Genomic DNA, 16536 nt, shown 5'->3' on the forward strand with positions numbered 1-16536 from the left:
TAAAAAAAGCTTTAGGTCGAGTGTTTAAACTAATATGATATATCTAATTGCATTGGATCTAAAGGAAAGTACCGCTAAGGTAAAGTATGACTTTTCATGAATCAAACTTGATCTGGCTCGATCTAGAGATGACGGGGCTAGAACCGAAAACAGATAAAATCTTAGAAATCGCGACGGTGATCACAGACGGTGATCTCAATGTTTTAGCTGAAGGTCCAGTAGTGGCAATTCATCAAAGTGATGAGCTGTTGGACAATATGGATGAGTGGTGCACCAATCAACATGGTCGCTCAGGTCTGACTGCTCGCTGTAAAGCGAGTAAGTTCACGGAAGCAGATGCAGTTAAGCAAACACTAGATTTCCTTAAAGAGTGGGTGCCGCCAGGTGCTTCACCAATGTGTGGTAACTCTATTGGTCAAGACCGTAGATTCCTCAACAAATACATGCCAGAGCTAGAAGCTTATTTCCACTATCGCAATTTGGACGTCAGTACGATAAAAGAACTTGCGAGACGCTGGAAGCCTGAACTATTGGGTGAGATAAAGAAAAAAAGCTCTCACTTAGCACTGGATGATATCAAAGACTCCATCATGGAGCTGAAAGTTTACCAAGAAAAATTCTTCAAAGTTTAAAAAACACTTGCAAAGCAAATTTTATCTTGTAGAATCCTGCCCCGCTTGAGATGACAAGCCTTGCGGGGTTTCTTGAGCATTATTAAAGCAGTATAAGCTCAGCTGTTATAGGAAAAACGCGACCTAGCGTAGTTACCGACAACATAATGAGCTAACTATGTGATGCGGCACTAGCTCAGCTGCTAAAACGTTAGACGCGACCTCAAGGTTGCGCCCAGCGGAAAACTAAGAGCTATATCGGAATGCGGCACTAGCTCAGCTGCAGTAGGTAATAAACGCGACCTTGCGTAATTACCGACAATATAATGAGCTAACTATGGAATGCGGCACTAGCTCAGCTGGTAGAGCGCGACCTTGCCAAGGTCGAGGTCACGAGTTCGAACCTCGTGTGCCGCTCCAAACACTTGTTTTAGGTGTATAAACTAAAAAATGTGATGCAGCACTAGCTCAGCTGCTACAGGTAAAGACGCGACCTAGCGTAATTACCAACAATATAATGAGCTAACTATGGAATGCGGCACTAGCTCAGCTGGTAGAGCGCGACCTTGCCAAGGTCGAGGTCACGAGTTCGAACCTCGTGTGCCGCTCCAAACTTCTCAGTTTATATTCGACTGGAAAAATAAAGAATATGATGTGATGCGGCACTAGCTCAGCTGCAGTAGGTAATCAACGCGACCTTGCGTAATTACCGACAACATAATGAGCTAACTATGGAATGCGGCACTAGCTCAGCTGCAGTAGGTAATCAACGCGACCTTGCGTAATTACCGACAACATAATGAGCTAACTATGGAATGCGGCACTAGCTCAGCTGGTAGAGCGCGACCTTGCCAAGGTCGAGGTCACGAGTTCGAACCTCGTGTGCCGCTCCAAACACTTACTTTAGGTGTATAAACTAAAAAATGTGATGCGGCACTAGCTCAGCTGCAGTAGGTAATCAACGCGACCTTGCGTAGTTACCGACAATATAATGAGCTAACTATGGAATGCGGCACTAGCTCAGCTGGTAGAGCGCGACCTTGCCAAGGTCGAGGTCACGAGTTCGAACCTCGTGTGCCGCTCCAAACACTTACTTTAGGTGTATAAACTAAAAAATGTGATGCAGCACAGGCTCAGCTGCTACAGGTGAAGACGCGACCTAGCGTAGTTACCGACAAATCCAGAGCTAAATATGTGATGCGGCACTAGCTCAGCTGCAGTAGGTAATCAACGCGACCTTGCGTAATTACCAACAATATAATGAGCTAACTATGGAATGCGGCACTAGCTCAGCTGGTAGAGCGCGACCTTGCCAAGGTCGAGGTCACGAGTTCGAACCTCGTGTGCCGCTCCAACTCTCCTAAATATCCTTGTTTTTCAATCACTCTAAAAAAACCTTGCAGATATAGTCTTATTACACCAATTTTTCATAACAAACTGATTGCTTAATTTTAATGCTACGCGTAAAATACGCGCTCTTTCGGCCTTACTATTATCGTTCCTTGCCTTACCCCGACTGGCCGAAACGGGACAAGGCTATACTAACCGTAAGGAATATCCATGCGTCATTACGAAATCGTATTCATGGTTCACCCAGACCAAAGTGAGCAAGTACCTGGTATGATCGAGCGTTATACTGGTGCTATCACTGAAGCTGGCGGTACTATTCACCGTCTAGAAGACTGGGGTCGTCGTCAACTGGCTTACCCAATCGAAAAGCTTCACAAAGCACACTATGTTCTATTGAACGTTGAAGCACCAACTGAAGTAATCAACGAGCTTGAAACTTCTTTCCGCTACAACGATGCAGTGCTTCGTAACCTAGTTATGCGTACTAAAAACGCGGTAACTGAAGCGTCTCCTCTTGCAAAAGAAGAGAAAAAAGAAGCAGCTTCTGCTTAATCGTTGTTGATTTCGGATTTGACTAACCTTTCGAGGTAATGGTGAGTAATCAGGTTGACCTGTATACCAATCAATATCTGCTTTCGGGCGTGATTTGTAAAACACCTAAATTTAGTCAAAGCCCAGCTGGGATCCCACATTGCATATTTGTACTTGAGCACAAATCAATGCAATTAGAGGCTGACCTTACTCGAAATGCCTACGTGCGTATTCAAGTGGTTGCCAGTGGAGAACAGTTCCGAAACCAAACTGAGCATTTATACGTTGGGCAAGCATTACAAGTTCGCGGTTTTATAAATCGCCACGAGAGCCGAAATGGCTTGAGTCAGCTGGTATTGCACGCACAACATATTGAAAGAATTAATTGAGGAAATTACTCATGGCACGTTATTTCAGACGTCGTAAGTTCTGCCGTTTTAAAGCGGAAGGCGTACAACAAATTGATTACAAAGATCTGGCTACTCTTAGAAACTACGTAACAGAAAGTGGCAAAATCGTACCTAGCCGTATCACAGGTACTAGCGCTAAATACCAGCGTCAGCTAGCAACTGCTATCAAGCGTGCTCGCTACCTAGCCCTTCTTCCATACACTGACTTACACAAGTAAGCAGCTGATTACTAGTTTTTAAAAGGTGTAGAGACATGCAAGTTATTCTACTAGACAAAATTGCAAACCTAGGTAGCCTAGGTGATCAGGTTAATGTTAAATCTGGCTTCGCACGTAACTTCTTATTCCCTAAGGGTAAAGCAGTTCCTGCAACTAAATCTAACATTGAAACTTTCGAAGCACGTCGCGCTGAGCTTGAAGCGAAAATCGCTGAAGAGCTAGTTGCTGCACAGGCACGCGCTGAAAAACTAGAAGCACTAGCTGAAGTAACTCTAGTTTCTAAAGCGGGTGACGAAGGTAAGCTATTCGGTTCTATCGGTACTCGCGATATTGCTGATGCTATCTCTGCAGTAGGTGTTGAGGTATCTAAGTCAGAAGTTCGTCTACCTCTTGGTACTATCCGTGAGACTGGCGAGTTCGATGTAGCTATCCAAGTACACTCTGACGTTACAGCTACGATCAAAGTAATCGTAATTGCTGAAGCTTAATTTTTAATTGAGCTTAAAAAAGCCGTGTATTTTTATGCACGGCTTTTTATTCACTTAATTTACCTAAATGATCCCGAGTTTCGGACAGTAAAAACCTAGTTAACAGATATTCTTAATGCTATTGGTTTTGTTGGTATCCAACTCTTAGGTTGAATTAAGTAACCCCTCGAAGAAAATCATAATAATAATCTTATTCATACCAATTTAAGGTGTGACATGGATGACCCTCTCGCTCAAAGTTTGCCTTATATCAAAAGGTAATACTGTTGTAATGTGGTGTAATAAGTTTCCTTTTTAGAAACTTTCGCTCCATGTTATGTTTACATATTATAGGTTAATCCTTTTCTTTGTCTTTTGTCTGTCATAAAGTGGAATAAAATGACAGCGCTATCAATTTAGTGGTGGAATAATTAAATGTCGGTAAATAAAGGTTTTACGCTTACAGAGCTATTAATTGCGGTTGCAATAGTGGCGATCACAGCCAGCGTGGCATATCCGTCATATGTGGAATACGTTCAGGATGGACGTCGTTCGCAAGCACAACAGCAAATGTTGGAAATGGCAGGTGTAATTGAGCGCATATATAGCCGTAATAGTGGCTACCCTGATGCGAGTTTACTTACAGGTTTGCCTGAATCTAAATTCTACACGTTTAAATATATTCCCACTGATAAACCAAATGGGGCTGTTGGCCAATACCGTAATTTAGGATATCAATTTACAGCCACGCCAATAGCGGGAAAAGCACAAGCGGCTGACAGGTGTGGTGTGCTAAGTATCAACCATCTTGGTGAACAAGGACCGAAGAACAATGATTGCTGGCAATAGGCATTTAGGGTTTACCTTGCTTGAGCTGCTTATTTCCATGGCAATACTTGCAATTTTAGCTTCGATAGCTGCGCCAAGTTTTATAAAGCAAATTCAGCAAGACAGACTTACGACGCATGCTAATCAACTGCAGGCGGTATATCGCTTGGCCCGAAGTGAAGCGGTTCGACGTGAGCAACAGGTATCACTGGTCGTTGAGGACAGCGACTGGGTTGTGAAAACCAATGAAAATGGCCAATTGACCGAAGTGGGGCGGTTTTCTATTAAACATGGCTCGATAGAAGTGGCACTTACCGATCAAGTCGTACGTGAAAGTGGCGAAGTGCTGGCGACAAACAATATATTGATCACCGACAACATTACCGATACCCAGGATTATCGTTTATGTGTGCTGGTCAGTGGTCAAAGTTGGTTAGCTGAGGCGGAACAAAATTGCAGTTAAGTAAGGGATTTTCTCTCATTGAGGTCGTGGTGTCGATGTTGGTGGCTGGGCTAATGCTGCTAGGTCTAGCTGCAACACAGCTTAAGTCATTACAGTTCGCCTCCAATAGCTTTCAATACACGATGGCGTTAATTCATGGCCAAAATGCAATTGAGAGGATATGGCCCTTGTTATGTGAATTACAACATAACAACAATGATATGACACTCGCTAATCCACTTATTCAACAGCTGCATCCAGCGGATAGTCGCTTTACGTTAGTGCTGCCTCCGGTATATAGCAATAACATGCAGCTTACAGTGAGTTGGGAAGATAAACGGGTAAAAAACTCTGCTGAAAACCAAATTTCTTTGACTACCAGTTACCCAAATGTTGAGGATACTTGCTCTCCATCACCAGGAGGAGGCGTATGAAACAAATAAAGGGATATACCTTACTGGAGCTCATGGTTGCTATGGTTGTGGGGTTAGTATTGGTGATTGGGATTGCAACGTCATACACGTCGATAAAAGAAACGGTGACGACTAGCCAACAGCTCGCAACATCACAAGAAATTGTTCGCTACACCAATCGAGTGATGATGCGCAGCATCAAGCAAACTCAGGAAATCCCTACTGTGACGGCGACCGATATTACGATCCGCCAATTGGCTGGGGTGCCCGCTTGTGATGGCAGTGTCCCCACGGCTGACTATACTGAACGCTATTTTTTACAAGGTGGGTATTTAGTGTGCGATCGCGGCACGGGTGATATCAATCTTTTGAAAGGGGTAACTGGACTCGCGTTTGCAACCGATGCCAGTGGTCAGTTAATTACAGTCACAATACAAGGTAGTAGTTTTCCAACACAATACGGTGCTGGCATACAGATGAATTTTTACGCTGGATTAGGTAGCTAATACAATGAAACAACAACAAGGTTTTACACTGGTTAAAGTGATGCTGCTCGGCGGCATGGCTAGCGTTGTGGTATTCGCTTCCCTCAAGGAAGGTGTTGTACAAGAAAGATTAAGTGGTAACTTCCAAAAAGACATTAATGCAAGATTAGTGGCTGAACAAGGGATCAGGGAATATCGTCAAAAGCTGGATGCGGCGTTAGGCGGCAACCCGCAAGATGTCAATGAGCTGATAAATGGTATTAGTAAAACAGGTAGTGGAACGATCACTGATTCGCAATATCAGATCTCGGTTAATGCCAATGGCAATGAGTTTGAAATTGAAAGCTTAGGTCAGCGTCATGGTGAGCATGCGAACCATCGGCTAGTTGCGCGCTTCGAGTTACAGCCAGCAGCGAAAGAGTCCATATTCCAAAATGCGGTGACTGGCTGTAAAGGTGTGAATCTATCTGGTAGTGGCTCTGTCGATAGCTATGACTCATCGAAAGGCACTTATGAAGAAACAAAAAGCCATGATGGTGATGTACACACTGTGGTGGGCGATGCAGATGTGGTGCTATCAGGTCACTCTCCGATTAAAGGCGATGTTGAAGCATCTGGTGTGATTTACTTAAAAGGCTCTTCACCTATTTTGGGTGACGTTAGATCAAATACCGGGGTAGATATTTCGCCGTCATCAAGTGGTATTCGAGTGGAGGGTAATGTCTACAGCCGCGGCTTTTTTACGCATAGAGGCGGCAAGATCCAAGGTTATGTGCGCGCCATGGGTGACGCGAAAATGGAGTGGGGCGCTGAGATCATCAACCAAAATGGCGATGCGTTCGATATTCAATATACTGGCAGTGGTCAATTTAAAGATACTGGCTTGCAAGTTCAAGATGGTGTGCATTACTCCGATGCTAAATTTAGAGTCGCAGATTTAGTGGTTGAGCCGGTAAAAGTGTACGATCCAGATTCTCCCGACTACGACCCTGCAAAGCCTAATAAAGAGTGTGATCCTTTGGCGTTGCCTTTTAATATGGATAGCATTATCGATCCTCGTAATCGATTCACTCCTCTAAATGTAGGCGCGCAACAAATCTTACACTTTAAACCAAAACAGGCAGTGTATGAACGTAATGGCTCGAGTGTGTATGTTGCAAAAGAGCACACCATTTATCTATTCCAAGGGGTGGATCAAAATCTCGGCACAGCGACAGAAAAAACGCAGCTTGCATTCCCATTTAAAGGGTTGAAGTTAGGATCGGATGGCAAAATCAAGATCTCTGGTGGCGATGTGATCTGGTTGATTGATGGTGACCTCACATTAACTGGCGATACCCATATCTGGATAGAAGAAGAAAGTTCTCTGACCGTGTTCACCACTGGCAAAGTTTCTATTGGCGCAAGTGCTAAGGTTATTGCTGAGCAAGAAGGCTTAACCAAGAAGAGCAAACTGCCGGTATTTAGTGTGTATTCTTCATTTGATGGTCCTAATGGTTTTGTATTTAGCGGCGCATCGTCACTATATGCTGCCATTTATTCACCGTTAACTTCTATTCTGTTGAATGGCAGTGGGCAATTGTACGGCACAGTTCGAGGGGCATCGATTACTGGTACCGGTGGTACAGGGATCCACTTTGATCAAGCATTAAAAAATGCAGGTATTGGCGTACAACCACCGGGACAAAAGCCGACATTGGTCTTTAAGGGCTGGCACTATAAACCCTACCAAGTTGCCGATGAGAGTGAAGCTAAAAGCGCTGAGTAACTTTCCTGAGTGGAGCGCCAACGCTCCACTTTTTGCCGCTAAATAAAAAAAGTAAAATTTTTTCCGACCCTTTTAAACCATTTCCGATTTCGCCTGCGTCTAAATAAGTACTTTATAAAAAAGTAGAAATTGGCAATTGAGCGTTGGTGACTTTGTTTGTTCCATTCGATATGCGAAGATGAAGGAATCAACCCAAAGGAACAGACGCATGATAATTAATGCCAAAGAGGCATTTACACAAGAACAAACCGATGCGCTAGTGGCTAGGTGCCAGCAAGGGGACCAAGGTGCATTTCGCGAACTATTTGAGCAACATCACCGTCGCGTATACGCATTATGTCTTAGATTGCTCGCTGAGCCCGCCCATGCAGAAGATGCATGTCAGGAAGTTTTTGTGCAACTGTGGCAAAAGATAGACCAATTTAAAGGGCAATCACAATTTACGACTTGGCTTCATAGTGTGACCAGTAATATTGCTATCAGCTATCTTAGAAAGCAAAAAAACTGGTTACAAAAGGTCGTAAGCTTTGAACAATCCGGACTGGATGAGCAAGGAGCTGAGCAGCTAGGAGAGCTAAATGGCCTAGATAAACTCATTGTCAGATTGCCGGAACGTGCCAGGTTGGTCTTCGTATTACATGCTGTCGAAGGGTATCGCCACGAGGAAATTGCCAATATGTTAAACATGGCCGTAGGGTCGAGTAAATCGCAATATCACCGAGCACGTAACTTATTACAGGAGTGGTACAACAATGACTAAACCATCTTTTGATGAATTTATGCATACCGCACTGAATGACGAACAGTCGCAGCCAAAGCCACAACGTGACTTGTGGCAAGGCGTTGAGCGTGCAATCAATCAAGCACAACCGATACAGCCGCCAAAGCAAAATAATTGGCAAAAGTTATCTGGTATTGCGGCGTGTACTATTGCGGGCTTACTTGCTTGGCAAGTCATTATGAATCAGCCCAAGCAAGACTCACTGGCTAATATTAGCGCTTTTTTTGAGCAGCAAAAGCAGTCTTTACTGGTTCAATATGAAACGCAGCCAGCGCTGACTTCTGATTGGCAGACACAATTGCAAGAGCTCGAGCAGGCGGAACAAGCGATTAAGTTGTCTTTAAAGCAAGATCCTGAGAACGCTGCGCTGTTAAAAATGTTAGCTCAGGTTTATCAGCAGCAACTCGACTTAATCAATAAGGTTCACCAACCTCGTTGGCAACAAATTTAGGAGAATTAGGATGAAAGCATTAATTATTGGACTAGCGGCGCTACCTGCGATGGTGTTCGCTGGAGAATCTATCGATAAAGAACTGTCGGTTCCTGCAAATGGTAAAGTTGTCATCGAGAATCAGCGCGGTGACGTAACGATAAAAACATGGGATAAAAACGTTTTTAAAGTGACTGGCGAGTTAGACGATAAAGCCGAGGGTTATAAACTAGAAACCTCTGGTGAGGTAACCGAGTTTATCGTGAAGATGCCAAGACGCTATAAAAGTTGGGGCGGTGGTGATGGCTCAAAACTCACCATTTACATGCCTCGTAGCAGTGAATTAAATTTTGAAGGGGTAGTAGTTGATGTTGAAGCTGCTGATTTAACTGCGGGCGCCCGTATCAAAACGGTCAACGGTAATATTAAAGCGAGTAAAATCAGCGGTAAAATTGCATTAGAAACGGTAAATGGTGATATTGATAGTCGTGACTTAGATGGCAATATTCAGTTTGAAACCGTCAATGGGGACATTGAAGATATCGCTTCGAGCGGTAAGCTAAGGTTTAACGCTGTTAATGGCGAAATAAAAACGCAAACCACCGCAACCGAGCTGCGCTTAGAAAACGTCAATGGCGAAGTCGAGTTGAAGATGGCAGAGTTAAAAGACTTACGCTTATCTACCGTTAACGGCGAAATAGCAGTATATGCAGCAAAGTTACTGGACAACGCCAATATAAATATGGACAGCGTTAGTGGCGATATTGAGCTTTATTTCCCTGCAGATGTATCGGCAAGGTTTGAAATCAACGCGCATTCAGGCGGCCATATCACCAATGAGCTAAGTTCAGATCAAGTTAAAAAAGCCAAATATGGCCCAGCTCGTTCACTTGAGTTTGTGCTTAACGGTGGTAATGCAGATGTGGAAATCGATACCGTTAGCGGCAATATTGAGCTAAAGCGTAACTAGTGAAGCAATAGACCTGCAAGAACAGCAAAAGGCCAGAGTTTCCCCCAAACTCTGGCCTTTTGTTATTTGCACTTATGGGTAGACCAGATACAATAGAGGGCCCTCAATTTCTCAATGTTGTGATATGGCTAAACCAGATATACAAGTCGATACCTTAAAAGTTCCACCGCACTCAATTGAAGCTGAGCAATCTGTGCTCGGTGGCTTGATGCTAGATAATGAAGCCTTCGACCGTGTTGCGGAATTGGTGGTGTCTCATGACTTTTATACCAGAACCCATAAGCTGATCTTTGAAGCGATGGAAAAGCTGGTAGAGCTTAGTCAACCTATCGACTTAATCACGATTTCTGAGAATCTAGAAAAGAACAATCAGTTAGAAACCATAGGTGGTTTCTCCTATCTTGCTGAGATTGCTAAAAACACGCCAAGTGCTGCAAACATTGATGCATACGCGAGTATCGTACGTGAACGTGCGGTTGTTCGCGAAATGATTGGTGTGGCGAATGAAATAGCAGAGGCTGGCTTTAATCCTGAGGGACGAGATAGTCATGAGCTGTTAGATTTAGCTGAGAGCAAGGTATTTAAGATTGCTGAGCAGCGCACTAAAAGCACTGAAGGTCCGCAAAGTATTCACAGCATCCTAGAGAAAACCGTTGATAAAATTGAAGAACTTTACCAATCTCCACAAGATGGTGTTACCGGGGTAAGTACAGGCTACGGCGACTTAGACAAGATGACAGCAGGACTACAGCCTTCTGACTTGATCATTGTTGCAGCGCGTCCGTCGATGGGTAAAACCACATTTGCGATGAACTTGGCTGAGCATGCTGCGATGACGCAAGATAAGCCGGTACTGATCTACTCGCTAGAGATGCCTTCAGAACAGATCATGATGAGGATGCTCGCCTCACTCGGCCGTATCAACCAAACCAAGGTACGTACCGGTCAATTAGATGATGACGATTGGGCACGTTTGTCATCCACCATGGGCTTACTGATGGAAAAGGGCAAGATGTACATAGATGATGCATCCGGTCTTACGCCAACAGATGTGCGTTCACGCGCGAGACGAATTGCGCGCGATCACGGAGGGATCAGCATGATCATGGTGGACTACTTGCAGCTCATGCGCGTACCGAGCCTTTCGGACAACCGTACGCTTGAGATTGCTGAAATTTCTCGTTCATTAAAGGCACTAGCCAAAGAGCTGCAGTGTCCAGTTATCGCGCTTTCTCAGCTTAACCGTACGCTAGAACAACGTGCAGATAAACGCCCAGTAAACTCTGACTTACGTGAATCAGGCTCTATCGAGCAGGATGCCGACTTAATCATGTTTATTTATCGTGATGAAGTTTACAACGATGATAGTCCAGACAAAGGCACGGCCGAAATCATTATAGGTAAGCAACGTAACGGCCCGATCGGTAAGGTTAGGTTAACCTTCCAAGGTCAATACTCTCGATTCGATAACTATGCGGGTCCAGCAATGGACGACGAATATTAACTGTCAATTGAGTAGTGAAATGCGACTAGCGAGTGCTGAAATCGATTTAACCGCGCTGAGAGAAAACCTACAGCTAACGCAAAAACTGGCGCCAAAAAGTAAGATTATGGCGGTACTTAAGGCCAATGCTTATGGTCATGGTTTGGTTAAAATAGCTCAGCATTTGCAAGATGCAGATGCATTCGCTGTGGCGAGAGTTGATGAAGCACTTGCGCTTAGAACAGGTGGCATCACTAAACCAATTGTCTTGTTAGAAGGTTTTTTTCATCCTTCTGATTTACCCATTTTACTTGCCAATAATTTGCAAACTATAGTGCATGACATTTCTCAGCTTGAAGCCATTGAGCGTGCTAATTTAGATGCACCGCTCACAGTGTGGCTAAAAGTAGATACCGGTATGCATCGTCTCGGCGTTGAGCCTGAAGAGTTTGAAGCGTTTTATGCTCGCCTTAAGCGCTCAAAAAATGTTGCTGATAAAATCCACTTAATGACACACTTTGCTTGTGCCGATGATATCAAAGACAATAAAACCGAAGTACAGCAAGTGCTATTTAAGTCTTTAGTTGGCCAAAGTCACGCACCATTGTGTTTGGCAAACTCCGCGGGGATCATAGGTTGGCCAGAATCTCATGGCGACTGGATCCGTCCGGGCCTAATGCTTTATGGTGTTTCACCTATGCTTGCGCGTGTTGGCCAGCAACACGGTTTAAAGCCTGTCATGCGCTTGACCACTAAAGTTATCGCCATCAAGCGAGTGAGAGCGCATCAGGCGGTAGGTTATGGCGGACGTTGGCAATGTGAACAGGACACCTATCTTGCCGTTATTGGTGTTGGCTATGGAGACGGTTACCCCAGACACGCTAAAATTGGCACACCTGTGGTTATTGGTAACCAGCGTTATGGCATAGTCGGCACCGTGTCTATGGATATGATCAGTGTGAATATTGGTGATAATCCTAATGGCATTCAAGTTGGTGACGAAGTAGAAATGTGGGGACCAAACCTGCCCGTAGAAGAAATAGCACAATGTGCAGATACTATTCCGTATGAGTTGCTGTGTAACGTCACCCCAAGAGTAAGCTACGAATACATCGAAGGCTAAGCGCTCAGCGCCTAGCCTTTTCTGTCACCTTGAAGCGTTGCGATAACGCGTCTTGCACCACCACGGTCACGATGCTCACCGAGATAAATACCTTGCCAAGTGCCTAAATGTAAGCGGCCCTCAGAAATGGGAATGGTTACTTCACATCCTAAGGTGCTGGATTTGATATGTGCTGGCATATCGTCATCGCCCTCATAGTCATGGCGGTAGTAGCTTTGCCTCTGTGGTACAAAATGATTAAAGTGGCTTTCCATATCCATACGTACCGTAGGGTCGGCATTTTCGTTAATTGTTAGGCTGGCTGAGGTGTGTTGTATAAACAGGTGCAGCAGCCCTATATGATAGTCATGTAATTCAGGAAGCTGAGAGATAATCTCGTCGTCTACCAAGTGAAAGCCTCGTTTTCGAGGCTTCAAGGTAATTTGTTTTTGAGTCCAACTCATAAAGTAACGTGTGTTTTTAGCTGTTAGGCGAGTTTGTCGAAGCTGACTTCGATATTGGCATTACCGTCAGGAGAGGTGAATGGCATAATAAGTTTAGGGCCATCACATTTATGGGTGATGGTATGGCCAGGGCCTGAAACAACAACCGGTGTTGCCATATCAAACTCGTAGCCTTTTTCGCCGAGCAGGTTTTTAGCACCGCCAGTGACCATGTTGGTGATTTCACCAACCATATCAGTGACGTCTTCATTTATGGAATCTGGGCGCTCTCCAAGCATACGCTCCATAATGGTTAGCGCTAGGTTCTCTTCAAAGGTGATCGAAAATGACCCTTTTGTCTGTGGACCAACCATGCCAATCAGACCCGATACATCACCTTGTGCGACTTCGTCTTTCTTCACTTTTGGCTTACCCGGCGTCAATTCAGTTTGCGCCATTGTAGCCAATACATTGATTAGAGATGATAAAAAGGGGTTGATGAACTCTACATTCATATGGACTTTCCCTTACGCATTTTTAATAAATTAGTGTCGCTCTTAGTGATAAGTGTAGTGGGCTTTTTTGCTCACTGCACTTAATCTTTACATTTTTCGCAACGGCCATGAGCCTCGATGGTTTGCTCTGTAACTACAAATCCAGTCTCAGCAGCTAGGTTGTTCAGTTCATGCGAAATCGTGTTTGAGTGTAACTCTTGAACGTTACCGCAACTATCACAGATCAGTAACTGCACTGGATGTGTGTGGTCGAAGTGGTGGCAAAGCATAAACGCATTCGTACTTTCAATTTTATGGATAAAACCCAACTCAGAAAGAAAGTCTAAGGCACGATATACGGTAGCGGGTTTTGCAGCCGCTTCCGTCAACTTGAGCTCTTCAAGTAAGTCGTATGCGCCAACGCCACCTTGTTTAGAGGCGAGTAGTCTAAATACTTTTTCTCTAATAGGAGTAAATCGTGCACCACGGTTGTCACATACTTGCTTGGCTTTGCTAACTAGTAACTCTATATTCATGATTCAAAATCCTTACACTGCCTTGCAATACTAACATATTATTTTTATTAGTCTTGTGTTTACCCTGATTTATTATCTCAAGTGGATATTCGGGCGCGATGTTGCTTTTACACTTTATTTTTCTTGCTAAGAAGAGCGCTTAACTGGTTCGATCTTAGTATGGAAAAAGGTTTCAAACTGTGCAGCAGAAAGCGGCTTGCTGATCAGATATCCTTGACCAAAATCACATTCCAGCTGCTGCAATAAATGCAATTGCTCCAGCGTCTCCACGCCTTCGGCGACTACCTTCATCGATAAATTATGCGCCATGGCAATAATGGTTTTAACTAACGCTTTAGACTCGTGAGTGGCGAGCATATCGCTGATAAAACTGCGGTCGATTTTGAGTAAATCGAAGGGGTAATGACGGAGGTAATTCAGTGACGAATAGCCCGTACCAAAATCATCCAAAGATAATTTAAACCCTAACTGATGTAATTGGGTTAAGGTCTGTTTTACCTGTGCCTGTCCTGAGATCAGTACGCCTTCAGTGATCTCCAACTCGATAAAGCGATTGGCAATCGGGATGTCTTTTACTAATAGCTCTATCTGTTTCAATAGGTTAGGATCTTTAAACTGCCTAGGTGATAAATTGATTGCGATACGGATGTCGAAGTCTAAGTGTTGCTGCCATTGGTGTGCTTGGTTAATAGCAGTTGAGAGTACAAACAATCCGATGTCGATGATCAAACCGCTTTGTTCTGCGACGGGAATGAACTCCGCAGGAGAGACATTACCCAGTGTTTTACTGTGCCAGCGGAGTAAAGCTTCCGCGCCAAATACATCACTGTCTTCAATATAAAATTGCGGTTGGTAAAACACTTCTAACTCGTTTTCATTCAGTGCTACGCGCAGTGCTTCCTCAATTTCAATGCGTCGAGATAACTGTTGACTCATCTTTTGATTAAATAGACAGTAGTTGTTGCGACCATTACTTTTGGCATTGTACATCGCGGTATCAGCGCAGCTAAGTAATTCTTGGGGGAGTTCGCGTCTAAAGGATAGATAGCAACGCCTATACTGACTGAAATATTAAAATCTTTATCGTCGACAATAATGGGATGGTGAAAAAGTTTGATGAGCATATCGGCAACAGAGGTAATGTCTGCAGTGTGCTTAAACCCTCCCATCAACACAATAAACTCATCACCACTAAGCCGTGACACGGTATCTCGCTCACGTAGCGATTGCTTGAGCCTTTCTCCTGAAGCGATGAGAATTTGATCCCCCGTTTCGTGACCGAGTGAATCATTGATCCTTTTAAAATCATCTAAATCAATAAAAAACACTACCGCAAGCTCATCGTTGCGTTCCGCATCAAACAGTTGCTGTGCTAGCCGCTCCATCGCTAAAAAGCGATTTGGTAAATCGGTCAATGAATCATAAAAAGCGTGATGTAAAATGACTTCTTCTTGACGCTTTTTCTCGGTGATATCGCGCACTGCGATTACTAGTTGATCTGTTCCTGGAATAGGAGATAACCGAGCTTCGAATAGCTTTGCTTGATCAGCAATTGTCAGTGGATATTCTATTTGGGTTAATTGGTGGCGCTGATTGGCAGACTTGATGGCTTGGCTAAATTGTTTAGCTGCGTGGGAGGGCAGTACCTCCGCCATTTTCTTGTTGATAAATTGCTCTGGCGACATATACAAGTCGTCTGATTTTCCGGTATGGCATTCTAAGATGGTACCGTCCGTATTGATTATAAAGAAAATATCCGGTAAAGCCTCAAAAACACTATTAATAAGAGCGTGACGGCGCTGTAATTCCTGAGTGCTTTGTAATTGTTGTTGCCAGTTTTTCTCTAACGTTTGTGCCATGACATTGAATTGCTTAGCAAGGACTCCAAGCTCGCCATGTCCCACGATGTCGGCTCTACTGCTCAAAGACTTTGTGGATAATGCATCGCCTACTTGGATCAGTCTTTTGATTGGTTTATGAATGAAGTAATGGGTAAAGCTTAGTAGCGCAATAATGATGAGTATCAAAAACACCGCTAAAATACTCGCCTTCGTTATCAATTGTTGCTTTAACGAAAGAAAAACGGTGCTTACGTCATAAATAGCAACCAGCCTAACTACATCAGCGGACTCAGCGACGGGCACTTTAGGTGAAATGGGAATGGCTGCGAGAAAGTGCTGCTGATTTGGGTCAAATGCTACAGTGAGGTCAAGTGTGCGTAGTGTTGCTGTCGCTTGCGCCTGACTGATAACTTGATTAAATACTTGTAGTCCAATCGCTGAGTGTTGGGTTTCGTTGATGAGCGTTTCTCCTTGAATAAGGAAGAGTGCTTTATATTTACTGTCAGAATAATAATCCTCGAGAGTCAGGCTAACTTGATTATTGTTGCCCTCCACAAACTCAGTAAAAAGGTGTTTACCTAAATGAGTTAAATTTTGTCTTAGTTTAGTCTCATAGCTTTCGAGCAGCATGTCTCGTTGACTAACATATGAAATGGAGATAATAAGAGACGAGATCACCAAGCCACAGAGTACCGTGCCCCAAGTCAGCGTTTGTTTTAAATTTATAGAAATAACCCGATTACTCATAAATAACCAATTCAATTACCCCGATCCCGATTAGGATTTTCATTTCAATGCCATTACCCAGGCTGTGGTTCTTGCTCTTACGCGTTTACTTTTTTCTGCAGAGTGATCCATCACTAGTGTAGTCCAGCTGCAAAAACCTGTATCAAATTTGGGCGAATATTCTCGTGGTAGAGCGAGTGCTATGGC

20 protein-coding genes and 5 tRNA genes are annotated in these 16536 nt (G+C 43.9%); 20 read left to right on the forward strand and 5 right to left on the reverse strand.

Annotation, left to right across the window (positions count from 1 at the left end):
- The first annotated feature begins 86 nt into the window (after positions 1–86).
- From orn to alr, 20 genes are all read left to right on the forward strand, one after another.
- Positions 87–632: an oligoribonuclease gene (orn, locus tag CTT31_RS01980; protein ID WP_010607090.1), complete on the forward strand. Its 546-nt coding sequence runs from the start codon at positions 87–89 to the stop codon at positions 630–632.
- A gap of 323 nt (positions 633–955) precedes the next feature.
- Positions 956–1031: transfer RNA gene (locus tag CTT31_RS01985), tRNA-Gly, on the forward strand.
- A gap of 115 nt (positions 1032–1146) precedes the next feature.
- Positions 1147–1222 (forward strand) — tRNA-Gly (locus CTT31_RS01990).
- Between the two features lie 206 nt (positions 1223–1428).
- A tRNA-Gly gene (locus tag CTT31_RS01995) sits at positions 1429–1504 on the forward strand.
- A 116-nt stretch (positions 1505–1620) separates the two neighbouring features.
- Positions 1621–1696: transfer RNA gene (locus CTT31_RS02000), tRNA-Gly, on the forward strand.
- A 193-nt stretch (positions 1697–1889) separates the two neighbouring features.
- Positions 1890–1965 (forward strand) — tRNA-Gly (locus tag CTT31_RS02005).
- A gap of 206 nt (positions 1966–2171) precedes the next feature.
- Positions 2172–2513, forward strand: a complete 342-nt coding sequence (gene rpsF, locus CTT31_RS02010) for a 30S ribosomal protein S6 (RefSeq protein WP_010368810.1) — start codon at positions 2172–2174, stop codon at positions 2511–2513.
- Positions 2514–2551: 38 nt separating this feature from the next.
- Positions 2552–2881: a primosomal replication protein N gene (priB, locus tag CTT31_RS02015; RefSeq protein ID WP_010368809.1), complete on the forward strand. Its 330-nt coding sequence runs from the start codon at positions 2552–2554 to the stop codon at positions 2879–2881.
- Positions 2882–2892: 11 nt separating this feature from the next.
- Positions 2893–3120 carry a 30S ribosomal protein S18 gene (gene rpsR, locus CTT31_RS02020; RefSeq protein ID WP_002962753.1) on the forward strand — a complete coding sequence of 76 codons (228 nt, stop codon included), beginning with the start codon at positions 2893–2895 and terminating at the stop codon, positions 3118–3120.
- 35 nt (positions 3121–3155) lie between these two features.
- On the forward strand, positions 3156–3608 hold the full coding sequence (gene rplI, locus CTT31_RS02025; RefSeq protein ID WP_010368808.1) for a 50S ribosomal protein L9: 453 nt from the start codon (positions 3156–3158) through the stop codon (positions 3606–3608).
- Positions 3609–4022: 414 nt separating this feature from the next.
- On the forward strand, positions 4023–4436 hold the full coding sequence (locus CTT31_RS02030) for a type IV pilin protein (protein WP_211859126.1): 414 nt from the start codon (positions 4023–4025) through the stop codon (positions 4434–4436).
- A complete protein-coding gene (locus CTT31_RS02035) occupies positions 4420–4878 on the forward strand; it encodes a GspH/FimT family pseudopilin (RefSeq protein WP_260491857.1) in 459 nt (152 codons plus the stop codon). Before CTT31_RS02030 ends, CTT31_RS02035 begins: the two co-directional genes overlap by 17 nt.
- Positions 4869–5291, forward strand: coding sequence for a type IV pilus modification PilV family protein (locus CTT31_RS02040; protein WP_211859128.1), 423 nt, complete (start codon positions 4869–4871; stop codon positions 5289–5291). Before CTT31_RS02035 ends, CTT31_RS02040 begins: the two co-directional genes overlap by 10 nt.
- A complete protein-coding gene (locus tag CTT31_RS02045) occupies positions 5288–5776 on the forward strand; it encodes a PilW family protein (protein WP_211859129.1) in 489 nt (162 codons plus the stop codon). Before CTT31_RS02040 ends, CTT31_RS02045 begins: the two co-directional genes overlap by 4 nt.
- A gap of 4 nt (positions 5777–5780) precedes the next feature.
- Positions 5781–7523, forward strand: a complete 1743-nt coding sequence (locus tag CTT31_RS02050) for a polymer-forming cytoskeletal protein (RefSeq protein ID WP_260491858.1) — start codon at positions 5781–5783, stop codon at positions 7521–7523.
- 208 nt (positions 7524–7731) lie between these two features.
- Complete coding sequence (locus CTT31_RS02055; protein WP_010368802.1) at positions 7732–8283, forward strand: RNA polymerase sigma factor; 552 nt, start codon at positions 7732–7734, stop codon at positions 8281–8283.
- Positions 8276–8755 (forward strand): hypothetical protein, encoded by a 480-nt coding sequence (locus CTT31_RS02060; RefSeq protein WP_045987985.1) that lies wholly within the window; start codon positions 8276–8278, stop codon positions 8753–8755. Before CTT31_RS02055 ends, CTT31_RS02060 begins: the two co-directional genes overlap by 8 nt.
- A gap of 10 nt (positions 8756–8765) precedes the next feature.
- The gene (locus tag CTT31_RS02065; RefSeq protein ID WP_260491859.1) at positions 8766–9704 is read left to right on the forward strand and encodes a DUF4097 family beta strand repeat-containing protein; all 939 of its coding nucleotides are present in this window, start codon (positions 8766–8768) and stop codon (positions 9702–9704) included.
- Positions 9705–9828: 124 nt separating this feature from the next.
- On the forward strand, positions 9829–11208 hold the full coding sequence (dnaB, locus tag CTT31_RS02070) for a replicative DNA helicase (protein WP_017217222.1): 1380 nt from the start codon (positions 9829–9831) through the stop codon (positions 11206–11208).
- Between the two features lie 19 nt (positions 11209–11227).
- Complete coding sequence (gene alr / locus CTT31_RS02075; protein ID WP_045987983.1) at positions 11228–12310, forward strand: alanine racemase; 1083 nt, start codon at positions 11228–11230, stop codon at positions 12308–12310.
- An 11-nt stretch (positions 12311–12321) separates the two neighbouring features.
- Here alr and CTT31_RS02080 read toward each other — a convergent pair whose 3' ends face one another.
- The 5 genes from CTT31_RS02080 to CTT31_RS02100 all read right to left on the reverse strand — a co-directional run bounded on the left by CTT31_RS02080 (position 12322) and on the right by CTT31_RS02100 (position 16350).
- Positions 12322–12753 carry a secondary thiamine-phosphate synthase enzyme YjbQ gene (locus CTT31_RS02080; RefSeq protein WP_211859132.1) on the reverse strand — a complete coding sequence of 144 codons (432 nt, stop codon included), beginning with the start codon at positions 12751–12753 and terminating at the stop codon, positions 12322–12324.
- Positions 12754–12776: 23 nt separating this feature from the next.
- Positions 12777–13247 carry a chemotaxis protein CheX gene (locus CTT31_RS02085; RefSeq protein WP_010607100.1) on the reverse strand — a complete coding sequence of 157 codons (471 nt, stop codon included), beginning with the start codon at positions 13245–13247 and terminating at the stop codon, positions 12777–12779.
- A gap of 80 nt (positions 13248–13327) precedes the next feature.
- Complete coding sequence (zur, locus tag CTT31_RS02090; RefSeq protein WP_039494096.1) at positions 13328–13762, reverse strand: zinc uptake transcriptional repressor Zur; 435 nt, start codon at positions 13760–13762, stop codon at positions 13328–13330.
- A gap of 126 nt (positions 13763–13888) precedes the next feature.
- The gene (locus tag CTT31_RS02095) at positions 13889–14698 is read right to left on the reverse strand and encodes a putative bifunctional diguanylate cyclase/phosphodiesterase (protein WP_260491860.1); all 810 of its coding nucleotides are present in this window, start codon (positions 14696–14698) and stop codon (positions 13889–13891) included.
- A complete protein-coding gene (locus tag CTT31_RS02100; RefSeq protein WP_260491862.1) occupies positions 14695–16350 on the reverse strand; it encodes a diguanylate cyclase domain-containing protein in 1656 nt (551 codons plus the stop codon). The genes CTT31_RS02095 and CTT31_RS02100 overlap by 4 nt, the downstream gene beginning before the upstream one ends.
- Between the last annotated feature and the right edge of the window lie 186 nt (positions 16351–16536).

Origin of the sequence: Pseudoalteromonas maricaloris (assembly GCF_024746855.1) — a bacterium.
Lineage (GTDB): Bacteria > Pseudomonadota > Gammaproteobacteria > Enterobacterales > Alteromonadaceae > Pseudoalteromonas > Pseudoalteromonas maricaloris.

Excerpts from the sequence above, each read along its gene's own strand:
- rpsR (WP_002962753.1), top strand. The coding sequence starts at position 2,893 with ATGGCACGTTATTTCAGACGTCGTAAGTTCTGCCGTTTTAAAGCGGAA.
- CTT31_RS02035 (WP_260491857.1), top strand. The coding sequence starts at position 4,420 with ATGATTGCTGGCAATAGGCATTTAGGGTTTACCTTGCTTGAGCTGCTT.
- CTT31_RS02045 (WP_211859129.1), top strand. The coding sequence starts at position 5,288 with ATGAAACAAATAAAGGGATATACCTTACTGGAGCTCATGGTTGCTATG.
- rplI (WP_010368808.1), top strand. The coding sequence starts at position 3,156 with ATGCAAGTTATTCTACTAGACAAAATTGCAAACCTAGGTAGCCTAGGT.
- CTT31_RS02095 (WP_260491860.1), bottom strand. The coding sequence starts at position 14,698 with ATGAGTCAACAGTTATCTCGACGCATTGAAATTGAGGAAGCACTGCGC.
- zur (WP_039494096.1), bottom strand. The coding sequence starts at position 13,762 with ATGAATATAGAGTTACTAGTTAGCAAAGCCAAGCAAGTATGTGACAAC.
- dnaB (WP_017217222.1), top strand. The coding sequence starts at position 9,829 with ATGGCTAAACCAGATATACAAGTCGATACCTTAAAAGTTCCACCGCAC.
- CTT31_RS02100 (WP_260491862.1), bottom strand. The coding sequence starts at position 16,350 with ATGAGTAATCGGGTTATTTCTATAAATTTAAAACAAACGCTGACTTGG.
- priB (WP_010368809.1), top strand. The coding sequence starts at position 2,552 with ATGGTGAGTAATCAGGTTGACCTGTATACCAATCAATATCTGCTTTCG.
- rpsF (WP_010368810.1), top strand. The coding sequence starts at position 2,172 with ATGCGTCATTACGAAATCGTATTCATGGTTCACCCAGACCAAAGTGAG.
- CTT31_RS02055 (WP_010368802.1), top strand. The coding sequence starts at position 7,732 with ATGATAATTAATGCCAAAGAGGCATTTACACAAGAACAAACCGATGCG.
- CTT31_RS02080 (WP_211859132.1), bottom strand. The coding sequence starts at position 12,753 with ATGAGTTGGACTCAAAAACAAATTACCTTGAAGCCTCGAAAACGAGGC.
- CTT31_RS02050 (WP_260491858.1), top strand. The coding sequence starts at position 5,781 with ATGAAACAACAACAAGGTTTTACACTGGTTAAAGTGATGCTGCTCGGC.
- CTT31_RS02060 (WP_045987985.1), top strand. The coding sequence starts at position 8,276 with ATGACTAAACCATCTTTTGATGAATTTATGCATACCGCACTGAATGAC.
- CTT31_RS02030 (WP_211859126.1), top strand. The coding sequence starts at position 4,023 with ATGTCGGTAAATAAAGGTTTTACGCTTACAGAGCTATTAATTGCGGTT.
- alr (WP_045987983.1), top strand. The coding sequence starts at position 11,228 with ATGCGACTAGCGAGTGCTGAAATCGATTTAACCGCGCTGAGAGAAAAC.
- orn (WP_010607090.1), top strand. The coding sequence starts at position 87 with ATGACTTTTCATGAATCAAACTTGATCTGGCTCGATCTAGAGATGACG.
- CTT31_RS02065 (WP_260491859.1), top strand. The coding sequence starts at position 8,766 with ATGAAAGCATTAATTATTGGACTAGCGGCGCTACCTGCGATGGTGTTC.
- CTT31_RS02085 (WP_010607100.1), bottom strand. The coding sequence starts at position 13,247 with ATGAATGTAGAGTTCATCAACCCCTTTTTATCATCTCTAATCAATGTA.